Raw genomic sequence first — 20754 nt, 5'->3', positions numbered from 1 at the left:
GGCGACGGTGGCAGGGGGTTCGACGTCCGCCGCGGCGGACGGGGACAACCCTCGCACGTGGCGGTACGTGTCAGGAGAGACGGTGCAGGGGTCGCACCGGGCGGCCTCCGCCGCCCGGCAGCGGAAGGGCCCGGCCCTCGTCGCCAGGACGAGGACCGGGCCCGCTCCTGTCAGCCGTTCGCGTCGGCGAAGCGCTGCTGCGCGCCGTTCACGACGTCCAGGTACTGCTGGACGTTCTTGCCCTCGAGCTCGGCGACGTACGCGTCCCACTCGTCGAACGAGCGCTGGCCGAGGATGAAGGCGGCGGTGTTCTGCCAGACGTGGTCCTTGAGGGCCGTCGTCCACAGCGACACCTGCTCGCGCTCGAGCTCGTCGAGCGGGGCCGGCGGCGCCACCGGCGCGAGCTCCTTGTCGGACATCGACTCGACGAACTCCACGACCTCGGGCCGCAGCATCGACTGGTCGAGCTCGTCGGAGGAGCCGTGCTCGAGCATCCACACGCCGTTGTGGTAGCCGTAGTCGACGTTGAGGAACTTCGGCGCACCGGGGTTCAGACCGTTCTGGTCGATCTCCGGCATGAGGGTGCGCTTGCCGTCGGCGTCCTTGGTGTAGGTCTCGCCCTCGACGCCCCACTTGGCGAACTCGAGGCCCTCGTCGGAGTAGAACAGCCAGTCGAGGAACTGGAGCATCGCGAGGAAGTCGTCCTCCTCGGCCACCGACGACGAGAGCATGACGCCGCTGATGAGGCGCCCGCCCGCGACGATGTCACCGGCCGGACCGCCCGGGACCCGGATCATCGCGACCTCACCGGCGGTGCCGGTCTCGGTCATCGCGGTGCGGATCTTCAGGATCTCCTGGTCGTTCGTCAGCTGCGCGAACGTCTGGCCCGACGCGATCTTGGTGAGGGCCTGGTCGTCCTCCTGGATCAGGCTCTCGGGGTCCATGAGGCCGTCCGCGACGAGGCCGTTGAAGTACTCGAGCAGCTCGCGGTACTCGTCCATGGCGCCGGTGTAGACGAACTCCTCGGCGTCCTCGTCCCACCACACGCCCTCGCCGTAGCCCCAGCCCGCAGCGGTGCCGAAGTTCGGGGCGGCGACGTTGAGGGACGCCTCGAGCGGGCCGTTGGCCGACCAGCGGTCGGACAGCGGGTACTTGTCGGGGTAGGCGGCCTTGACCTTGGCCAGGTCGGCGGCGAAGTCCTCGTAGGTCTCCGGCGCCAGGCTGAGGCCGAGCTGCTCCCACACGTCCTTGCGGACCGCGTAGGTGTAGGACGGCCGGACCGACTCACGCAGACCGGGCAGCACGTAGTACTTGCCGTCCTCCTGGCGCATGCGGTCGATCTCGGCCTGCAGGTCCCACTTCTCGACCTTGTCGAGGAAGTTCGGCATGTACTCGACGTAGTCGCTGACCGGCAGGATCGCCCCGCCCGCGACGAACGCCGACTCCTGGCCGGGGTACGTCACCGAGATGATGTCCGGTGCGTTGCCGGCGCCGATGGCGATCGACTGCGCCTGCTGCCAGTCCGACAGCGGGGCGGTCTGGATCTCGAACTCGACGTTCTGGTTCTCCTTGAGCTTGGTCAGGATGTCCCAGTCGTCCTTGAGCGGGTAGTTCGGGTGGTCGCGGTACATCAGCCCGAAGCTCACCGGCTCGGTGGCCTTGAACGTCGTGCCGACCTCGTAGTCCTCCATGGCACCGACCTGCCCGAGGTCGCTCACCTCGGGCGTCTGCGCCGTCTCCTCGTCCGTGCCACCCGAGCAGGCCGCCAGGGCCAGCGCGAGGGTCGCGGCGGTCGCGGCGAGCGCGAGGGGCCGCTTCTTCGTCGTCCTCATCATTCTCCTTCGGGTGGAACGTCGTCGTCCTGATCCGGGGAAGTGCACCGCAGCCCGGGGGGCAGCGGGGGTATGGGGGTCCGGCGGCTCACCGCGTGCCGGGCCTCACTGCTTGACGGAGCCGAGCATCACGCCCGACACGAAGTACCTCTGCACGAACGGGTAGAGGCACACGATCGGCAGGACGGTGAGCAGCATCGTCACCGCCTTGACGTTGGCCGCGATCTGCGTGGCCTCGGCCGACCCGGCGGCACCGTCGACGCTCGTCGCACCGGCGATGAGGTTGCGCAGGTAGACCGTCACCGGGTAGAGGTCGCGGTGGTCCATGTAGAGGAACGCGGCGAACCACGAGTTCCAGAAGGAGACCGCGTAGAACAGGATCATCGTGGCGATGACCGCCTTGCTCAGCGGCAGCACGATCCGCCAGAGCTTGCCGTAGGTGCTCAGGCCGTCGATCTCGGCGGCTTCCTCCAGCTCGGTCGAGAAGTTCTCGAAGAACGACTTCATCACGAGCAGGTTGAACACGCTGATGGCGTTCGGCAGCGCGATCGCCCACACGGTGTTGCGCAGTCCCAGCTCGTTCACCAGGACGTAGTTGGGGATCAGGCCGCCGTTGAAGAACATGGTGAACACGGCGATGCCGATGAACACCTTGCGGCCCTTGAGGTGGTACTTCGAGATCGCGTACGCGAACGTCGTCGTCAGCACCATCGCCACGAGCGTGGCGACCACCGTGTAGTACACGGTGTTCTGGTAGTTGCGCCAGAACATCGCGTCGCCCATGACGAGCTGGAAGGTCGTGAAGTTGAAGCCCTTGGGCCACAGGTTGACCTGGCCGGCGTTGATGTACGACTCGGAGCTGAACGCCTGCGCGATGAGGTTGATGAACGGGTACAGCGTGACCCCGGCGATGATCACCAGCAGCGTGCCGTTGATGATGCGGAACGCCGTGTAGGCGCGGGTGTCCTTGACGGCGCGGACTGTCGACTGCGACAGCCGCTCGTCGAGGTGCGTGACGTTCTCGGCGGTCACCACAGGGACGCTCCCACCACTCGACGCGAGATCGCGTTGGCCGACAGGACGAGGGTGAGGCCGATGATCGCCTCGAACAGGCCGATGGCCGTGGCGTACGAGAACTGGCTCGAGCCGATGCCGACCCGGTACAGGTACGTCGCGATGACGTCGGCCGTCGGGTACAGCAGGGGGTTGTACAGCAGCAGGATCTTCTCGAACCCGACCGCCATGAACGACCCGATGTTGAGGATGAGCAGCACGACCATCGTGGGACGGATGCCGGGCAGCGTGACGTGCCACGTCTGGCGCCAGCGGTTGGCCCCGTCGATCCGGGCGGCCTCGTAGAGCTGCGGGTCGACCGTGGACAGCGCGGCGAGGTAGAGGATCGTGCCCCAGCCGACTGTCTGCCAGATCTCCGAGCCGACGTAGATGGTGCGGAACCACTCCGCCAGCTGCATGAAGGGGACGGCCTCACCACCGAACGTGGTGACGATCTGGTTGATGGTCCCGCGCATCGCCGTGAGCTGGAACACCAGGCCGGCGACGATGACGACCGACATGAAGTGCGGCAGGTACGAGATGGTCTGGATCAGCCGCTTGAAGCGCCGCGAGCGCAGCTCGTTGAGCATGAGCGCCAGCACGATCGGCAGCGGGAAGATGATGACCAGGCTCAGCACGCCCAGGACGAGGGTGTTCTGGAAGACGTTCCAGAACGTGGGGTCGTTGATGAACATCCGCACGTAGTGCAGACCGACCCACTCCTCGCCGAAGATCGAGCCGCCGGGCCGGAACCGCCGGAACGCGATGACGTTCCCGAACATCGGCAGGTAGCGGAAGATCAGGAAGAAGACCAGCGGCAGGACCAGCAGCGAGTAGAGCTGCCAGTCGCGGCGCAGCGCGCGCCGCCAGGTCCTGTGCCCGGCACGACGTCGGCGGGCTGCCCGGCCGCCGGGCCCCGAGGGGCCGGCGGTGGCGGAGTGCGCCGCAGCGGCTGCCGTCGGGTCCTGGAGCGCCGCCTGGGGAGCGCCCCCGGCGACGGTCACACCGTCCGTGGACATGGCTTCACCACCCTTCGGGTGAGAGGAACGCCCCGAGGGCGGTCCGGAGGTGACGGCCATGGCCGTGCGGCGACGGACCGGGCGGAGCCGGGTGCACGTCCTGCTGCTGCGCCTGCATCGATCTCCACGCCCTCGTGGCCGAAAATGTGTCGACGGACGATCCCGTCGCCGTGTGGCCGCCACGTTAGGCAAACGTTTGCGGTGCGTCAACCCGCGTGACCGAACCGAGACCCGGCAGCGTGCGTCCCGGCCGCCGACGCACATCTCGGACAGACCCCTGCGGCCGGTGCTACCGTCGCTCTCGAAACTTGCGAACCCGTCCCGGGTGCGCCGCGCCGGCACCCGGCCGACGCGAGGGGGCCCCGGTCAGAGGAGAGCACGTGACCACGTCCAGCGACGGCGGTCGGAACGTCACCATCGCGGAGATCGCGGCGCTCGCCGGGGTGTCGGTCCCGACGGTGTCGAAGGTGCTCAACGGGCGCGCCGACGTCGCCGCCGGCACCCGCACCCGCGTCGAGGCGATCCTCGAGGAGCACAGCTACCGGCGCCGCCGCGGGCGCGGGGCGGGCGACCCCAACCTGATCGACCTGGTGTTCAACCACATCGACAACGCGTGGGCGCAGGAGGTCATCAAGGGCGTCGAGGACGCGGCCGCCGCACGGCGCGTCGGCGTGGTCCTGTCCGAGCTCGGCGGCGCGCACCGCCCGCAGCAGGAGCTCATCGACGACATCCTCGCCCGTCGGCCGCTGGGCGTGCTGCTGGTCCTGTCCAGCCTGGACGCCACGCAGCGGCACCAGCTCGAGTCCCGCTCGATCCCGTTCGTCGTGGTCGACACGTTCGGCGAGCCGCCCGCGGGCGTCCCGACCGTCGGGTCGAACAACTGGAACGGCGGGCTCATCGCCACCCGGCATCTGCTGTCCCTCGGGCACCGCCGGGTGGGCGTCATCGCCGGCCCGGCCGACGTGCTGTGCTCCCGGGCCCGCGTCGACGGGTACCGCAGCGCGCTGGAGGAGGCGGGGATCCGCCCCGACCCGTCGCTGGTCCGCTGGGGCGACTTCCACGTGACCGGTGGGTACGAGCACGGCCTCGAGCTGCTGTCGCGCGCCGACCGGCCGACCGCGATCTTCGCCGGCTCGGACTACCAGAGCCTGGGCGTCATGCGGGCGGTGCGCGAGCTGGGCCTGTCGATCCCCGAGGACGTCTCCGTCGTCGGGTACGACGACATCCCGCTCGCGCAGTGGCTCGGCCCGTCCCTGACCACGGTGCGCCAGCCGCTGCGGGAGATGGCCGGGACAGCGACCGAGATGGTCCTCAGCCTGGCCGCCGGCCAGCGGCCCGCGAACCTGCGGATCGACCTGGCGACCGAGCTCGTCGTGCGCGAGTCCACCGCACCGGCCCCCGCCGGCACGGTGTAGACCCGGGCCTCACTCCCCCACGACGACGACCGGCACCCCCGGTCGCAGCGTCACGTGGCGCCGCGCGTCACCCTCGCGCACGTCGACCACTCCGGGGCGGTCCGCCGTGAGGACCGCCCGCACCACCCGACCGTCGCGCCACCGCAGGTCGGCGAGCCGCAGACCCCCGCGCAGCCGCAGCCCCTGCACCCGACCGGTGGGCCACACCGCGGGCAGCGCCGGCAGCAGGTGCACCTCGCGCACACCGTCCGCACCGCGGTGGTGCGCCTGCACCAGCGCCTCGGCCACGCCGGCGGTGAACCCGAGGTTCCCGTCGATCTGGAACGGCGGGTGCGCACACAGCAACGAGCGGTACACCCCGCCGCGCCGACCACCGTCGGGCGGGTCGCCGAGGCCCTCCCCTCGGTCCGCGTCGACAGGGTGCAGGAAGGCGTCGACGAGCGTCGCGACGCCCGCGGGGTCCCGCAGCCGCGCCCGCAGCGCCAGCCGCCACGCGAGCGACCACCCCGTCGAGTCCGGGCCGCGCGCGTCCAGCGTGCGCGTCGCGGCGGCCGCCAGCCCCGGTGCGGTGTCCGGGTCGAGCGACGTGCCGGGGAACACCCGGTACAGGTGCGACTGGTGACGGTGGCCCGGCTCGGCGTCCGGGACGTCCGTGTGCCACTCGGCCAGGCGCCCGTCCGCCCCCACCCGCTCGGTGGGCAGCCGGTCCAGCGCACCGTCGACGTCCGCGCGCAGGTCCTCGTCGCGGTCGCCCACGACCGGCGCCAGGCGTCGCACGTGCTCCAGCAGGTCCCGGACGATCGCCAGGTCGGCCGTGGTCGACACCGACACCGACGCGGGCCGCCCGTCGGGCAGGAGGTAGAGGTTCTCCGGGCTGGTGGCCGGCGACGTGCCGAGCGTGCCGTCGGGCAGCTCCACCAGCAGGTCGAGCACCGCGCGGGCCGCGCCACGCACCACGGGCCAGTGTCGGCGCAGCGCGTCGACGTCACCGGTCCAGTCGTGGTGGTCGACCACGTGCCGCGCGAGCCACGCCCCGCCCAGCGGCCAGGACGACCAGCTCGCCGAGTCCTGGCCGCGGCCGGTGGGCCCCGTGAAGCACCAGGGGTCGCTGTTGTGGTGGGCCACCCAGCCGCCCACGTCGTACAGCGTGCGGGCGGTGCCCGCGCCCGCGACGGCCAGCCGGTCCAACCAGCCCAGCAGCGGCTCGTGGCACTCCGCGAGGTCGCCGACCAGGGTGGGCCAGTAGTTCATCTCCGTGTTGATGTTGATCGTGTAGTTCGAGCTCCACGGCGGGCGCACCCGGTCGTTCCAGATGCCCTGCAGGTTCAGCGGCAGGGTGCCGGGACGGGAGCCCGCGACCGTGAGGTAGCGACCGTGCTGGAACGCGAGCACCGCCAGGTGCGGGTCCGCCTCGCCCCGTGCGTGCCGCACCAGCCGCGCGTCCAGCGGCAGGTCCGGCACGGGGACGTCGGTCAGCTCGAGGTGGACGCGCCCCATCAGCGCGGCGTGGTCGGCGACGTGCCGCGCCGCGATCCCCTCGACGTCGGCGAGCGCCCGTCCCAGCGACGCGAGCGCGTCGGCCGTCACGCGCGGGCGGTCGCCGTGCAGCGTGCCGGTGGCGGTGTCGTGGTCGGAGGCCGTGGTGAGCAGCACCCGCACGCGGCGGGCCCCGCGCACCTCGACGACACCGTCGACCACGCGCGCGGACGCCCCGGGGCCGTCCACGAGCACGGCGAGCGCGACGGCCGCGTGCACCGCCGGGCCGCCGTACCGGACCGGGTCGGGCGCCTGCACCCAGTCGGGCAGCACGTGCGCGGGCATGTCGACGGTGGCCACGACCACGGCCGCCCGGGGGTCCGGCGCGGTGCCGTCGCCGGGCGCGGGGTCGGAGCCGGGTGCGGGCGGCGTCGCGGGTGCCGTGGCCCACGGGTGCGGCGTGGTCAGACGCACCTGCGCGTCGGCGGCCGGGCCGGTGCGCTCCAGCAGCAGCGCGCCGTCCGGGTGGCTCACCAGCACGTCCTGCCGCCACGCGGCGCCCGCGCCGGACCGCCAGCCCGTCGTGACGACCCCGGTGCCGAGGTCCAGCGTCCGCCGGTACCCCGTGCCGCCTGCGGCCTCCGGCTGGTCCAGCAGCACGTCGACCAGCGGCTGGTACGCCTGCACCCAGCCGCTCTGGAGCCGCGCGAGCTCCGCCTCCGCCGCGAGCGGGTCGCCCGCGGCCAGCAGCTCGCGCGCCCGCCGGACCACCTCCGGTGCACCGCCGGCCGGCAGGGGCCCGACCGGCTGCGGCGGTCCGTCCAGCGGCACGCCGGACCAGCACGCGTCGTCGTTCACGTGCAGGCGCTCGTGGTCGGTACCGCCGCGGACCATGGCGCCGAGCCGCCCGTTGCCGACCGGGAAGGCGTCGGTCCAGGTGCCCGCCGGGGCGTCGAGCCGCAGGACGAGACCGGGTGCGTCGGTCGCGCTCCCCGTCGTCGTCCCGTCCGCCGTGCCGTCCGCCGTCGTGGTGTCGATCACGCCCACACCCAACCACCCCCGCCGCGAGCCCCTTCGTCCCCGCGCGGGGCGTGTCGCCCGGGGTGGCAGGATCGAGCGGTGCACGTCGCCTTCCACGAACCGCGGATCCCCGGCAACACCGGCAACGCCATCCGCATGTGCGCGGGCACCGGGGCGACCCTCCACCTCGTCGAGCCGCTCGGCTTCGAGCTGTCGGAGGCCCGGCTGCGCCGTGCCGGCCTCGACTACCACGACCTCGCCCACGTCGTCGTGCACCCCGACCTCGAGGCGCTGCTGGCGGCGCTGCCCGGCTCCCGCGTGCTGGCGTTCACCACCGGCGCCACCCGCCGGTACACCGACGTGGACTGGCGCGACGACGACGTCCTGCTGTTCGGGCCGGAGCCCACGGGCCTGTCCGCCGCCGTCCTGGACCACCCGCGCGTGACCGACCGGGTGCGGATCCCGATGCTGCCGGGCCGCCGGTCGATGAACCTGTCGAACGCGGCGGCGGTCGCCACGTACGAGGCGTGGCGCGTGCTGGGCTTCCCCGGCGGCGAGTGAGACCCGCCCGCCGTCGGGACCCCGTGGCACCCTGACCGCATGATCACGACCCGCCCCGTCCTCACCGGCACGTTCGGCATGGTCGCCTCGACGCACTGGCTGGCGAGCGCCGTGGGCATGCGGGTGCTGGAGGCGGGGGGCAACGCGTTCGACGCGGCGGCGGCCGCCGGGTTCACGCTGTCCGTCGTCGAGCCGCACCTCAACGGCCCCGGCGGCGACGCCCCGGTCATCGGTCACCGCGCGGCGGACGGCCGCACGTTCGTGGTGTGCGGGCAGGGGGTGGTGCCCGCGGGGGCCACGACCGCGGCGTACCGGGACCTGGGCGTCACCGAGGTCCCGGGCACCGGGCACCTCGCGGCGGTCGTCCCCGGCGCCTTCGGGGCCTGGCTCGACCTGCTGGCGCGCTACGGCACCCTGCCCCTGGCCGACGTGCTCGGTCCGGCGGTCGGGTACGCCCGCGACGGGTACCCGCTGGTGCCGGCGGCGGCACGCACCATCGCGACGGTCGCGGAGATGTTCCGCACGCACTGGCCGAGCAGCGCCGAGGTGTACCTGCCCGGCGGGGCCGTCCCGGCCGCGGGCGCACGGTTCGCCAACCCGCAGCTCGCGGGCACGTTCGAGCGGCTGCTGGCCGAGGCGGCCGCTGCGGGTGCGGACCGCGAGGCGCAGATCGAGGCAGCGCGCCGCGCGTTCTACGAGGGGTTCGTCGCGCAGGCCGTGGACGCGTTCGTCACCGGCACCCCGGTCATGGACGCGACGGGCCGCGCGCACACCGGTTTCCTGCGGGCCGACGACCTGGCCGCGTGGCACGCGACCGAGGAGCCGACCGTCGCGGTGCCGTTCGCGGGCGTGGAGGTCCACAAGACGGGGCCGTGGGGCCAGGGGCCCGTGCTGCTGCAGCAGCTGCGGGTGCTCGAGGCGCTGGGCGTGGCCGACCTGGTCCGCGACGCCGTGGCCCCGGTCGACGCGCCCGGGCCGACGGCCGAGCTGGTGCACGTGGTGGTGGAGGTGGCCAAGCTCGCCATGGCCGACCGCGACGCCTGGTACGGCGACAGCGCCCCGGTGCCCCTGGCCACCCTGCTGTCGCCCGCGTACGCGGCCGAGCGGGCGCGGCTGGTGGGACCGGTCGCCGACGGCGGGTTCCGGCCCGGCAGCCCGGACGGCCGCGCCCCGCGGCTCCCGGCTGCGCTGGTCGCCGCACGGGCGGCGGCGGACGCCGGTGCGGCGCCCCGGCTCGACGTCGGGCTCGGCGAGCCGACCGTCTCGCCGATCGGCCTCAGCCCGGGCGACACGTGCCACGTCGACGTGGTGGACCGGTGGGGCAACCGGGTGTCGGCCACGCCGTCCGGCGGGTGGCTGCAGTCGAGCCCGGTGGTGCCCGGCCTGGGGTTCTCGCTGCCGACGCGTGCGCAGATGTGCTGGGTCGAGGACGGGCTGCCCGCGAGCCTGCTGCCCGGCCGCCGGCCGCGGACGACCCTGAGCCCGGGGCTCGTGCTCGGCGACGGCCACGGCTTCGCGTTCGGGACGCCCGGTGGGGACCAGCAGGACCAGTGGACGGTGCCGTTCCTGCTGCGGCACCTGCTCGGCGGGCTGGACCTGCAGGCCGCGATCGACGCGCCCACCTGGCACTCGTCGCACGTGCACCAGTCGTTCCACCCCCGGTCGCACACCCCGCGCGGCCTGGTGGCGGAGCAGCGCCTGGGGGCGGACGTCCGCACGGCGCTGGCCGCGCGGGGGCACGCGGTGCAGGAGGCGGCGCCGTGGTCACTCGGTCGGCTCAGTGCGGCCGGCGTGGGTCCCGACGGTCTGCTGCGCGCGGCGGCGGACCCGCGGGGGCAGCAGGGGTACGCCGCAGGGCGATGACTGGGGCGCGTCGAATGCTGTGACATGCAGCCTCCAGCGCTGTGACCTGGGCAGTCACGACATCCGGGCGACCCCGGCCGCCGTGTGAACGTTCAACATCGCACCCCGGCAGACATTGGATGTCTGACGCAGTCACAGGCTTTATTATGAGGGTTCTATGAGGGATTGACCGCTGCGACGATTCAGACATCGGAGCACAGCTACCGTCGACGACATGCCCTACGACGTCGTGGATGCGCATCTGCAGGTGTGGGACCCGGAGTCGGTCCATTACCCGTGGATGTCGCAGGACCCCTCCCTCCTGCATCGCACCTACCGAGTCCGTGACGTCGGCGGAGCCCTGGACGAGCACCACGTGGACGGCGTGGTGCTCGTCCAGTCCGCCGACAACCGTGCGGACAGCGAGCACCTGCTGTTCCAGGCGCTGTGCTCGCCGCACGTGCTCGGCGTGGTCGCGTGGGTGCCCCTCGACGCGCCGGACGAGGCCGCCACCCAGCTCGACCACTGGCGCGTCGAGCCCGTCGTGGGCATCAGCCACCACGTCGACCGCGAGCAGGACCCGCAGTGGCTCCTGCGCGACGGCGTCGACGACGGGCTGACCCTGCTGACCGAGCGGCGCCTCGTCCTCGACCTGCCCGCCACCACCCCCGAGCTGCTGCGGCACGTCGCCACCGTCGCCGACCGGCACCCCAAGCTGACGATCGTCCTCGACCACCTCGGCGCCCCGCCCCTCGCCGCGCGCCGCGCCGGTGACACCACCGCGTGGCAGCACTGGACCGCCGCGCTCGAGGTGGCCGCCGAGGCACCGAACGTCGTCGCCAAGCTGGCCGGCCTCGGCCGCGCCGCGGGCCCCGGCTGGACCGTGGACGACGTGCGCCCGGCGGTCGACCACGCGCTCGCCGTGCTCGGCCCGGACCGCCTCATGGCCGGCAGCGACTGGCCGACGTCGCTCGACGCCCACGGGTCCTGGCACGAGGTCTGGGGTGGTCTGCGCGCCACGCTCGACGGCCTCGACGACGCCGCGGTCGACCGCGTCATGGGGCGCACCGCGGTCGAGACGTACGGCATCCCGCCGCTCGTCCCCGAGCGCTGAGACACCCGCGTCGCACCGACCACCCCACCGACCGAGCCCACCGACAGCCCCGACCGACCGCCGCAGCGGACGACGACGGAGACGAGCACGTGTCACGCACCCAGGACGTCGTCGAGGACGTCCAGCGCCTGATCCTGGACGGCGTCCTGCGCCCCGGTGACCGGCTCCCGGCCGAGAAGGAGCTCGCGGCCGAGCTGGGGGTCTCCCGCGGGTCGCTGCGCGAGGGCGTGCGCGCCCTCGTCGTCCTGGGGATCCTCGAGGCGCGGCACGGGGACGGCACGTACGTCACCGACCTCGACGCGGCAACGCTGCTCGCGCCGCTGGCCTTCCTCGCCGACCTGCCCGGCGACCAGGGCCCGCTGCACGCCGTGCGCGCCACCCTCGAGACCGAGGCCGCCGGCCTGGCGGCGCTGCACATGACCGACGCGCACCTCGCCAGGGCCCGCGCCGCCCTGGACGACACGGCCCGCGCGCTGGTCGCCACGCGCGCCGACCCCGCCCGCCTGGCGGCCGCGGACCTCGCCTTCCACCGCGCGGTCGCCGACGGCTCCGGCAACACCGTCCTGTCCGCGCTGCTCGCCGCGCTCGCCGGCGGCCACGCGCGGCGGCGCGTCTGGGACGAGCTGCACGACCTGGCCGGGGACCGCACGTTCGAGGACCACGACGCGATCCTCGCGGCCGTCGCCGCACGCGACCCGGACCGCGCGCGCCTGCGGATGGCGATGCACATGGTGATGGTGGAGGACCTGCTCGCGACCGCCAGCGGTGACGGGCCCGCTCCTCGCCGGCGCGCGGCCACCACGGCCTGAGCCCCGCGGCGCAAGCGGGGACCTCGTCAGCCGCCCGAGCCGGTGGGCAGCCCGCAGGCCGCGAGCACGACCTCGTACAGCGCGCCGCGCAGCGTGTCGGAGGCGGCGACGTGGAACACCGGCTGCTCGACACCGTCCACCTCGGTGCGCAGCCCCAGCACCGTGCCCCGCTTATCCTCCGCGATCGCGTGCAGGTCGCACCGCGCCGGCACGACCGGCAGGACCACGCGGCCGTCGGGCGGCGGGGCCGCGGAGTCCACGTCCACCGCCCAGTCGGGCTCGGCGCCCGGGGACCGCAGCAGCGTCGTCGAGCGCACGGCCGTCAGGCGCACGTGCGGCCCGTCGGGCACGGTCCGCACCAGCAACGTCACGTCCGCGACGACGTCCCCGCCCACCTCCCGCACCGTCAGCTCGTCGGACAGCCGCACGTCCAGGCCCGCCGCGACGGCGGCACGTGCGCAGTCCTCGCCCCGGATGCGGCGCAGGTCGTCGGTCTCGTCGCTGGGGGTCACGACGACCGTCCCGGCGCGGCCGTCGGCGGTGGTGACGTCGAGCGCGACCCGGGCGTCGGGGTCCGCGTCCGGCGCGCCGTCGCACCGGGTGGCGTCCAGCGGCACCGCCAGGCGGCGCAACCGGTCCGCCTCGACGACGCGGTCCTCGTCGGTGGCACCGCCGACGGACGTCCCGGTCAGGCGGGCGCCGGTGACCGTGACGTCCAGCGGGCCGGTGTTGCGCACCTGGAGCTGGACGATGCGCGCCACGCGGTCGGTGCGCGCCTGCGCGACCTCCACCTCGAACGTCACCGCGGCCGGCAGGGTCGCCGCGGGGCGCGCACCGCCCGTGCCGCACGCGGCCGGCACGAGGGCGAGCAGACCGGCCACGACGAGGCCCCTCGCCCCCTGCCCGCGCGCCCTGCCGCCCATGGGTCGAGCGTGGCACCGTGCGGGGCGCGGCGGTAGGCCGCGGTGACGGCGGACGGACCGACCGGGCGTGCGACCCCTCGTCGCGTCAGGCGGTGCGCTCCGGGGTCGACGCGCGCAGGACGACCTCCGTGGGCACCGTACGCACCCGCGGCTCGGCGGACCGGTCCGCGAGCGCGAGCTCGGTGGCCAGCCGGCCCACCTCCACGAGCGGCACGCGGACGGTCGTCAGCGGCGGCACCACGTCCCGCAGCGTGAGGATGTCGTCGAACCCCGCGAGCGCGAGGTCCTGCGGCACGCGCACCCCCAGGTCGCGGGCGGCGGCCAGGGCGCCGAGCGCCATGACGTCGTTCACCGCGAACACGACGTCGACGTCGGCAGCCACGGCCAGGAGCTCACGCATGGCCGCCTCGCCGCCCTCGTGCGTGAACTCCCCCGGCACCACGTGCGCGGGGTCCACCGGGGAGCCCAGGTCGGCGAACACGTCCGCGAACGCCTCGCGCCGCTCCCGCGCGGTCAGGTGCGTGAGCGGACCGCCCAGCACGGCCGGACGCCGGTAGCCGCGCGCGTGCAGGGCGCGGGCCAGCGCGGCGGCCCCGGCGGCGTTCTCGACGACCACCGTGTCCACGCCCAGCACCGGCTGCCCCACCAGCGCGACCGACCCGCCCGCCGCGGCGTAGTCGGCGAGCGCGGTGCGCATGACCTCGTTCGCGTCCTCGTCGTCGTACCGGCTGCCGGCCACGACCACCGCGCGGGCGCGCTGCCGCTGCAGCAGCCGCACCAGCTCGACCTCGCGCTCGGGCCGGTGCTGCGTGCTCGTCAGGGTGACCTGCAGGTCCGCGGCGTCGGCCGCGCCGGTGACGCCCGCCGCGATCGACGAGAAGTACGGGTCGGTGATGTCGTGCACCACCAGGCCCACCGACGTCGTGCGGCCGCGCGCCATGGCCTGGGCGTTCGCGTCGGGCGTGTACCGCAGGCGCTCCGCGGCGGCGAGGACCCGGTCGCGCAGGTCCGGGCGGACGGTGCGCGTGGCGCTGCCGTTGATGGCCCGCGACGCGGTCGCCAGCGAGACGCCCGCCTCTCGGGCGACGTCGCTCAGGGTCACGCTGGCGGCCATGGTCGAAGGCTAGGGCACGCGTCGGCACCGCGTGGCCGGTCCTCCGTCCCGCCGCGCGGGGGTGGCGGGACGGCGGTCAGGCGCCGGCGACCTGCCGGTCCGACCCGGGCGCCGGGGTGGCACGCTCGACGGTCCCGGCCGGGGGCCGGGCGTACGCGGTGCGCGGCAGTCCGTAGGCCAGGTCGACGGCCGTCTCCAGCGCCTCGTCGAGGTCGAGCCGGTGCTCGACGACCAGCCGCGCGAGGTAGCCCGCGTCGATGCGGCGCGCCAGGTCGTGCCGCGCCGGGATCGACAGGAACGCGCGCGTGTCGTCGACGAACCCCGTGGTGTTGGCGAACCCGGCGGTGTCGGTGACCGTCTCGCGGAAGCGCCGCATGCCGTCGGGGGTGTCGAGGAACCACCACGGGGCGCCGAGCCGGACCGCGGGGTAGACCCCCGCGAGGGGCGCCAGCTCCCTGCTGAACGTGTCCTCGTCGAGCGTGAACAGGACCAGCCGCAGGTTCGGGTGGTGCCCGAACGCGGTGAGCAGCGGGCGCAGCGCGCGCACGTACTCGGTGGCCACCGGGATGTCGTAGCCCACGTCGTTGCCACGCACGGCCAGCACGTGCGGGTCGTGGTCGCGCAGGGCACCGGGGTGCAGCTGCATGACCAGGCCGTCCTGCGTCGACATGCGCGCCATCTCGAAGAGCATGTGCGCCGAGAACGCCCGCGCCGCGGCCGCGTCCACGTCGCCGCGCAGCGCTGCTGCGAACACCGCCGCCGCGTCGGTCTCGTCCATGGGCGTCGTGTCGGCCAGCAGGTGGCCGTGGTCGGTCGCCCGCGCACCCGCGTCGACGAACGCCCAGCGACGGGCCTCGAGCGCCCGCAGGTAGTCCCGGTAGGAGCCGATCGTGGTGCCGGCGCGCTCACCGAGCAGCGCGACGTCCTGCGCCCAGCCGGGGCGGTCGACGTGCAGCACGGCGTCCGGGCGGAACGTCGGCACGATCCGCTCGCCCCAGCCGCGGGCGGCGAGCGCCGCGTGGTCGGCGAGGGTCGCGGAGGCCGGGTCGGTGGTCGCGATCGTCTCGATGCCGAAGCGGTCGAGCAGCGCCAGCGGCCGGAAGCCCGGCTCCGCGAGGCGGGCCGCGATCGTGTCGTACGCGGCGTCCGCGGTGGCGGCGGAGAGCCGCTCGGTGACGCCGAGCACGTCGACGAGCACGTGCTCCATCCAGAAGCGCGTGGGCGTGCCGCGGAACAGGTGCCAGTGCGCGGCGAACGTGCGCCAGACCGCGCGGGGGTCCGTCTCGACCGGCCGCCCGTCGAGCCGCGGGACGCCGAGCGCGTCGTGCGGGACGCCCTGGGACACGAGCATCCGCACCAGGTAGTGGTCGGGCACGACGAGCAGCGACGCGGGGTCTCCGAACGGCTCGTCCCGGGACAGCACGCCGGCGTCGACGTGGCCGTGCATCGAGACGATGGGCAGCGTGCGGGTGGCCTCGAGGATCTGCCGGGCGACGGGCCGTGTGACGGGGTCGGCGGGGAGCGCGCGGTCGGGGTGCAGCACCCAGGGGGCGGCGGGTGCGGTGTCGGGCATCAGGTCCTCCGGCGCGGTCCGCGACGGCGCGGCGGTGCGCCCCACGGTGCGGCCGACAGACGTCGACCGCCTCGATGAATACGTTTGCAGGCTTGACCATGCCACCGTGTCCAGCCTGATGCAAGAACTGCACCCCGTACTTGCCGCGGCCGCGGCCAGCGTGCTGCAATCGCTTTCATCGTCTGCTCGTGCGGGCAACCACGCGGAGGAGCATCCATGGCCGTCACGCTGCGCGACGTCGCACGTGCCGCCGGCGTCTCGGCCGCGACCGCGTCGCGCGCGCTGTCCGCGCCGGACCTCGTCTCCCCCGAACGGCGTGAGCTCGTGCGCCGCGTGGCGCGCGAGCTCGGCTACCGCCCCAACCGCGCGGCCCGCGAGCTCATCACCGGACGCAGCGGCCACCTGTGCCTCGTCGTGCCGGACCTCGAGAACCCGTTCTTCTCGGCCGTCGCCAAGGCCGTGCAGGCGCGCGCCCGCGCCGCCGGGCACGCCGTGGTCGTCGCCGACGCCGAGGAGGACCCCCGGCTGGAGGCCGAGCTCGTCGCACAGCTCGGGGCGCAGGCCGACGGGGTCCTGCTCTGCTCCCCGCGCATGTCCTCCGACGACCTCGCGGCGGTCGCCGCCGACGGTCGGCCCGTGCTGCTGGTCAACCGCGAGGGTGCCGACCTGCCCTCGGTCGTCGTCGACAACCGGGACGGCCTGCGTCAGGCGGTGCGCCACCTGCACGCCCTGGGCCACCGCCGCATCGCCTACGCGGGCGGCCCCGCCGGGTCCTGGTCCGACGCCCGGCGGCGCGACGGCCTGGCGGCACTCGACCTGGACCTCGAGGTGCTGGACCTCGGGGCGCACGCCCCGGTGTTCGCCGGGGGCGTCGGTGCCGCCGACCTCGCGGTCGCCAGCGGCGCCACCGCCGTCCTGACCTACAACGACCTCATGGCGCTCGGGGTGCTCGACCGGCTCCGGACGCGCGGGGTGCGGGTGCCGCAGGACGTCTCCGTGGTCGGGTTCGACGACGCGCCCGTCGCGACGCTCGTGACGCCCTCCCTGACGACCGTCGCGGTCCCGCTGGCCCGGCTCGGGCGCACCGCGGTCGACCTGCTGCTGACCCCGCACGACGACGACGCGCCGCACACCGTGCTGCCCGTCGAGCTGGTGGTGCGCGGCACCACCGCACCACCACCCCGACCCCCGGAGACCCGATGAGCCTGCCCCGCCTGTCCGCCGACACCTGGGCGCAGCGCACCGCGCGCGGGCTGCCCGACACCGTCCGCGGCCCGGCTGTCGACCCCCGCGCCCTCACGGTGGGCCAGGTGCACCTCGGGATCGGCGCGTTCCACCGGGCGCACCAGGCCGTGTGCACCGAGGACGCCGCCGCCGCGACCGGCCGGACCGACTGGGGGATCCTCGGCGTCACCCAGCGCAGCCCTCGCGTGGTCGACCAGCTCCGCCCCCAGGACGGGCTGTACGGCGTGCTGACCGCCGGTGCGCAGGCCTCCACGCTGCGCGTCGTCGGGTCGGTGCGTGACGTCGCCTTCCCCGGCCGGGACACCGCACGGGTCCTCGACACGATCGCGGCGCCGACGACGCACGTCGTGACCCTGACCGTCACCGAGAAGGGCTACCGGCGCGCGGCCGACGGCGGGATCGACGCCGCCGCGCCGGACGTGGCGGCGGACCTCGCGGCCGCCGCGGTGGAGCTGACGCGCGACGACGAGACGCCCACCCGGACCGCGATCGGGCTGCTCCTGCGCGGGCTCGTGCGCCGCCACCGCACGTCCGGCGCCCCGCTGACGGTGGTGTGCTGCGACAACCTCACCGACAACGGCGCCGTGCTCGCGGGCCTCGTCGCGCAGGGTCTCGCCGCGGTGCACGGGGCGCAGGACGTGGCCGCCTGGGTCGCCGCGAGCGTGCGCTTCCCGTCGACGATGGTCGACCGCATCGTGCCGGCGACGACGGACGCGCACCGCGCGGAGGCCGCCGGCCTGCTGGGCCTGCACGACGAGGCGCTGGTCGTGGGCGAGCCGTTCCTCCAGTGGGTCGTCGAGGACGACTTCGCCGGACCGCGTCCGGCGTGGGAGCGCGCGGGGGCGACGTTCACGCACGACGTCGCGCCGTACGAGCGCGCGAAGCTGCGGGTGCTGAACGCGACGCACTCGACGCTGGCGTACCTCGGCGCGCTGCGCGGGTACGCGACGATCGCCGAGGCGGTCGCCGACCCGCACCTGGCGGCCCTGGTCCGCGCCCTGGTCGACGAGGACGTCATGCCCACGCTCGTCGCCCCCGACGGCACGGACCTGGCCGCGTACCGGGACGAGGTGCTGCACCGGTTCGCCAACCCCCGCACGGGCCACACCACCGTGCAGGTCGCCATGGACGGGTCGCAGAAGCTGCCGGTGCGCCTGCTGGGGACCGTCGCCGACCGGCTCGCCGCCGGCGCCGTCCCGCACGCCGCCGCGCACGCCGTGGCCGGGTGGGTCGCGTACGTGCGCGCCGCCGCCGCGGGTGAGCTCGTCGTCTCGGGGCGCACCGTGGCGCTCGACGACCCGCTCGCGCCGCGGCTGGCCGAGGCGGCCGCCGGGCCGGATCCGGTCGGCGGGCTGCTCGCGCTGCGCGAGGTGTTCCCCGAGGCCGTCGCGGCGTCGACGCCGTTCCGGGACGCCGTCACGTCCGCGCTGCGCGACCTCACCCCCCTGCCCACCACCCCCTGACCCGTCGGCACCCACCCCTCCCCGCGGGAGGGGTGGGTGTTGACGGCCGGTGGGTGCGGGCCGCTACAGTGCCGGAAAGCGCATTCCTCCTGCCGGTTCACCCCGGCGCCAGGCGACGACGCCGCGACCCACGGAGACGACGATGACCACGCGCACCCTGCGCATCGCCATGAACGGCATCACCGGCCGCATGGGGTACCGCCAGCACCTGCTGCGCTCGATCCTGCCCATCCGCGAGCAGGGCGGCGTCACGCTGCCCGACGGCACGCGCGTGCAGGTCGAGCCGGTGCTGGTCGGCCGCAACCCGGAGAAGGTGCGGGAGGTCGCCGAGCGCCACGGCGTCGAGCACTGGACCACGGACCTGCAGGCCGCGATCCACGACCCCGCGACCGACGTCGTGTTCGACGCGTCGATGACGAGCCTGCGGGCGGCCACCCTCACCGAGGCCATGAAGGCCGGGAAGCACGTGTACACCGAGAAGCCGACCGCCGAGACGCTGCACGAGGCGGTCGAGCTCGCCCGGCTGCGCGAGACGACCGGCGTCACCGCGGGCGTCGTGCACGACAAGCTCTACCTGCCGGGGCTGGTCAAGCTCCGGCGCCTGGTCGACGAGGGCTTCTTCGGCCGGATCCTGTCGCTGCGCGGCGAGTTCGGGTACTGGGTGTGGGAGGGCGACGTGCAGCCCGCGCAGCGCCCGTCCTGGAACTACCGCGCGGCCGACGGCGGCGGCATGACCGTCGACATGTTCTGCCACTGGAACTACGTGCTCGAGGGGATCGTCGGGCGGGTGCGCACGGTGACGTCCCAGACCGCGACGCACATCCCCACGCGGTGGGACGAGCAGGGCGAGGCCTACGAGGCCACGGCCGACGACGCGGCGTACGGGATCTTCCAGCTCGAGACGCCGGCCGGCGACCCCGTCGTCGCGCAGATCAACTCGTCGTGGGCCGTGCGCGTGCACCGTGACGAGCTCGTCGAGTTCCAGGTCGACGGCACCGCCGGGTCCGCGGTCGCCGGCCTGTTCCACTGCGTCGCGCAGCCCCGCTCGGCCACGCCGAAGCCCGTGTGGAACCCCGACCTGCCGACCACCGAGCGCTTCCGCGACCAGTGGCTCGAGGTCCCGGCCAACGCCGACCTCGACAACGGGTTCAAGGCGCAGTGGGAGGAGTTCCTCGTCGACGTGGCCCTGGGCCGCCCGCACCGGTTCGACCTGCTGTCCGCCGCGCGGGGCGTGCAGCTCGCGGAGCTGGGGTTGCGCTCGTCGGACGAGGGCCGTCGGCTCGACGTCCCCGAGATCACGCTGTGAGCACGCCCGTCGCCCCGGTCGGCGAGCCGGCCGCCGGGCGCCGCCCGGACCTGGCCCGCCTGTCGCTCAACACCGCGACCACCAAGCACCTGACCCTGCCGCAGGCGGCGGCCGCCGCCGCCGACGCCGGGCTGTCGTCCATCGGCGTGTGGCGCGACCGCGTGCAGGAGGTCGGCGCCGACGTCGCGGCGAAGGTCGTCGCCGACCACGGGCTGCGCGTCTCGTCGCTGTGCCGCGGCGGCTTCCTCACGACGGCCGACGACGACGCCGCCCGCGTCGCCCTCGACGACAACCGGCTCGCGATCCGGGAGGCCGCGACGCTCGGCACGCACGAGCTCGTCCTGGTCGTCGGCGGCCTGCCCGCCGCGTCCGGCCCGGGCGGCCCGGCGCTCCCCTACCCCGCGGGTACCCCGGCCGCCGACGGCCCCGACGACCCGGCCCGCGACGTCGTCGCGACCCGTCGGCGCGTCGCCGACCGCATCGCCGAGCTCGCCCCGTACGCGGCCGCGCACGGCGTGCGACTCGTGCTGGAACCGCTGCACCCGGTGTTCGCGGCGGACCGCGCCGTGATCTCGACGCTCGGCCAGGCGCTCGACCTCGCGGCCCCGTTCGACCCCGACGTGGTCGGCGTCGTGGTGGACACGTACCACGTGTGGTGGGACCCGGACCTGCAGCGGCAGATCGCCCGCGCGGGCGCCGAGGGGCGCCTCGCCGGGTACCAGGTGTGCGACTGGGTGCTGCCGCTCGCAGCCGACCCGCTGCTCTCCCGCGGGCACGTGGGCGACGGCTACGTGGACTTCGCGACGATCACCCGGTGGGTGCGCGACGCCGGCTACACCGGCGACGTGGAGGTCGAGATCTTCCACGAGGAGGTCTGGGCGGCGCCGCCCGAGCGGACGCTCGGCACGATGGCGGAGCGGCACGTGCGGTACGTCCTGCCGCACCTGTGACCGCCGCGCGGCGCACTCACAGGATCGTCACCGGATCGA

At 74.6% G+C, this 20754-nt stretch carries 16 protein-coding genes; 9 read left to right on the top strand and 7 right to left on the bottom strand.

Going from position 1 to position 20754, the window contains the following annotated elements; translation table 11 throughout:
• Positions 1–170 precede the first annotated feature (170 nt).
• From J1G43_RS04805 to J1G43_RS04795, 3 genes are all read right to left on the bottom strand, one after another.
• Positions 171–1832, bottom strand: a complete 1662-nt coding sequence (locus J1G43_RS04805; RefSeq protein ID WP_207378061.1) for an extracellular solute-binding protein — start codon at positions 1830–1832, stop codon at positions 171–173.
• 105 nt (positions 1833–1937) lie between these two features.
• Positions 1938–2864 (bottom strand): carbohydrate ABC transporter permease, encoded by a 927-nt coding sequence (locus tag J1G43_RS04800; protein WP_249670623.1) that lies wholly within the window; start codon positions 2862–2864, stop codon positions 1938–1940.
• Positions 2861–3904: a sugar ABC transporter permease gene (locus tag J1G43_RS04795; RefSeq protein ID WP_242635206.1), complete on the bottom strand. Its 1044-nt coding sequence runs from the start codon at positions 3902–3904 to the stop codon at positions 2861–2863. The genes J1G43_RS04800 and J1G43_RS04795 overlap by 4 nt, the downstream gene beginning before the upstream one ends.
• Before the next feature lie 380 nt (positions 3905–4284).
• Here J1G43_RS04795 and J1G43_RS04790 point away from each other — a divergent pair, with 380 nt between their 5' ends.
• Positions 4285–5319, top strand: coding sequence for a LacI family DNA-binding transcriptional regulator (locus J1G43_RS04790; RefSeq protein WP_207339359.1), 1035 nt, complete (start codon positions 4285–4287; stop codon positions 5317–5319).
• Between the two features lie 9 nt (positions 5320–5328).
• On the opposite strand, the gene J1G43_RS04785 is transcribed toward J1G43_RS04790, so the two are convergent.
• Positions 5329–7836 carry a glycoside hydrolase N-terminal domain-containing protein gene (locus J1G43_RS04785; protein WP_207378060.1) on the bottom strand — a complete coding sequence of 836 codons (2508 nt, stop codon included), beginning with the start codon at positions 7834–7836 and terminating at the stop codon, positions 5329–5331.
• 78 nt (positions 7837–7914) lie between these two features.
• On the opposite strand from J1G43_RS04785, the gene J1G43_RS04780 reads away from it, so the two are divergent.
• From J1G43_RS04780 to J1G43_RS04765, 4 genes are all read left to right on the top strand, one after another.
• Positions 7915–8376: a tRNA (cytidine(34)-2'-O)-methyltransferase gene (locus J1G43_RS04780; protein ID WP_207339361.1), complete on the top strand. Its 462-nt coding sequence runs from the start codon at positions 7915–7917 to the stop codon at positions 8374–8376.
• 39 nt (positions 8377–8415) lie between these two features.
• Complete coding sequence (locus J1G43_RS04775) at positions 8416–10239, top strand: gamma-glutamyltransferase family protein (protein WP_207378059.1); 1824 nt, start codon at positions 8416–8418, stop codon at positions 10237–10239.
• A 214-nt stretch (positions 10240–10453) separates the two neighbouring features.
• The gene (locus J1G43_RS04770) at positions 10454–11332 is read left to right on the top strand and encodes an amidohydrolase (RefSeq protein WP_207370108.1); all 879 of its coding nucleotides are present in this window, start codon (positions 10454–10456) and stop codon (positions 11330–11332) included.
• 89 nt (positions 11333–11421) lie between these two features.
• On the top strand, positions 11422–12141 hold the full coding sequence (locus J1G43_RS04765) for a FadR/GntR family transcriptional regulator (protein WP_207339364.1): 720 nt from the start codon (positions 11422–11424) through the stop codon (positions 12139–12141).
• Positions 12142–12167: 26 nt separating this feature from the next.
• Here the strand turns inward: J1G43_RS04765 and J1G43_RS04760 are convergent, their stop codons facing one another.
• The 3 genes from J1G43_RS04760 to uxaC form a co-directional block, all read right to left on the bottom strand.
• Complete coding sequence (locus J1G43_RS04760; RefSeq protein WP_207378058.1) at positions 12168–13064, bottom strand: hypothetical protein; 897 nt, start codon at positions 13062–13064, stop codon at positions 12168–12170.
• Between the two features lie 85 nt (positions 13065–13149).
• Positions 13150–14178, bottom strand: coding sequence for a LacI family DNA-binding transcriptional regulator (locus J1G43_RS04755; RefSeq protein ID WP_207378057.1), 1029 nt, complete (start codon positions 14176–14178; stop codon positions 13150–13152).
• Positions 14179–14254: 76 nt separating this feature from the next.
• Positions 14255–15751, bottom strand: a complete 1497-nt coding sequence (uxaC, locus tag J1G43_RS04750; protein ID WP_207378056.1) for a glucuronate isomerase — start codon at positions 15749–15751, stop codon at positions 14255–14257.
• A gap of 216 nt (positions 15752–15967) precedes the next feature.
• On the opposite strand from uxaC, the gene J1G43_RS04745 reads away from it, so the two are divergent.
• From J1G43_RS04745 to J1G43_RS04730, 4 genes are all read left to right on the top strand, one after another.
• Positions 15968–16954 (top strand): LacI family DNA-binding transcriptional regulator, encoded by a 987-nt coding sequence (locus J1G43_RS04745; protein ID WP_207339368.1) that lies wholly within the window; start codon positions 15968–15970, stop codon positions 16952–16954.
• Positions 16951–18459: a mannitol dehydrogenase family protein gene (locus tag J1G43_RS04740; protein WP_207370105.1), complete on the top strand. Its 1509-nt coding sequence runs from the start codon at positions 16951–16953 to the stop codon at positions 18457–18459. Before J1G43_RS04745 ends, J1G43_RS04740 begins: the two co-directional genes overlap by 4 nt.
• Positions 18460–18601: 142 nt before the next feature.
• A complete protein-coding gene (locus J1G43_RS04735) occupies positions 18602–19765 on the top strand; it encodes a Gfo/Idh/MocA family protein (protein ID WP_207339370.1) in 1164 nt (387 codons plus the stop codon).
• On the top strand, positions 19762–20715 hold the full coding sequence (locus tag J1G43_RS04730; RefSeq protein ID WP_249670624.1) for a sugar phosphate isomerase/epimerase: 954 nt from the start codon (positions 19762–19764) through the stop codon (positions 20713–20715). The genes J1G43_RS04735 and J1G43_RS04730 overlap by 4 nt, the downstream gene beginning before the upstream one ends.
• Positions 20716–20754: the final 39 nt, after the last annotated feature.

The organism is Cellulomonas sp. zg-ZUI22, from assembly GCF_017353535.1.
Classification (GTDB): Bacteria; Actinomycetota; Actinomycetes; order Actinomycetales; family Cellulomonadaceae; genus Cellulomonas; species Cellulomonas wangleii.
The sequence above is the reverse complement of the archived record's forward strand: the minus strand, read 5'-3'. Positions and strand labels throughout refer to the sequence as shown.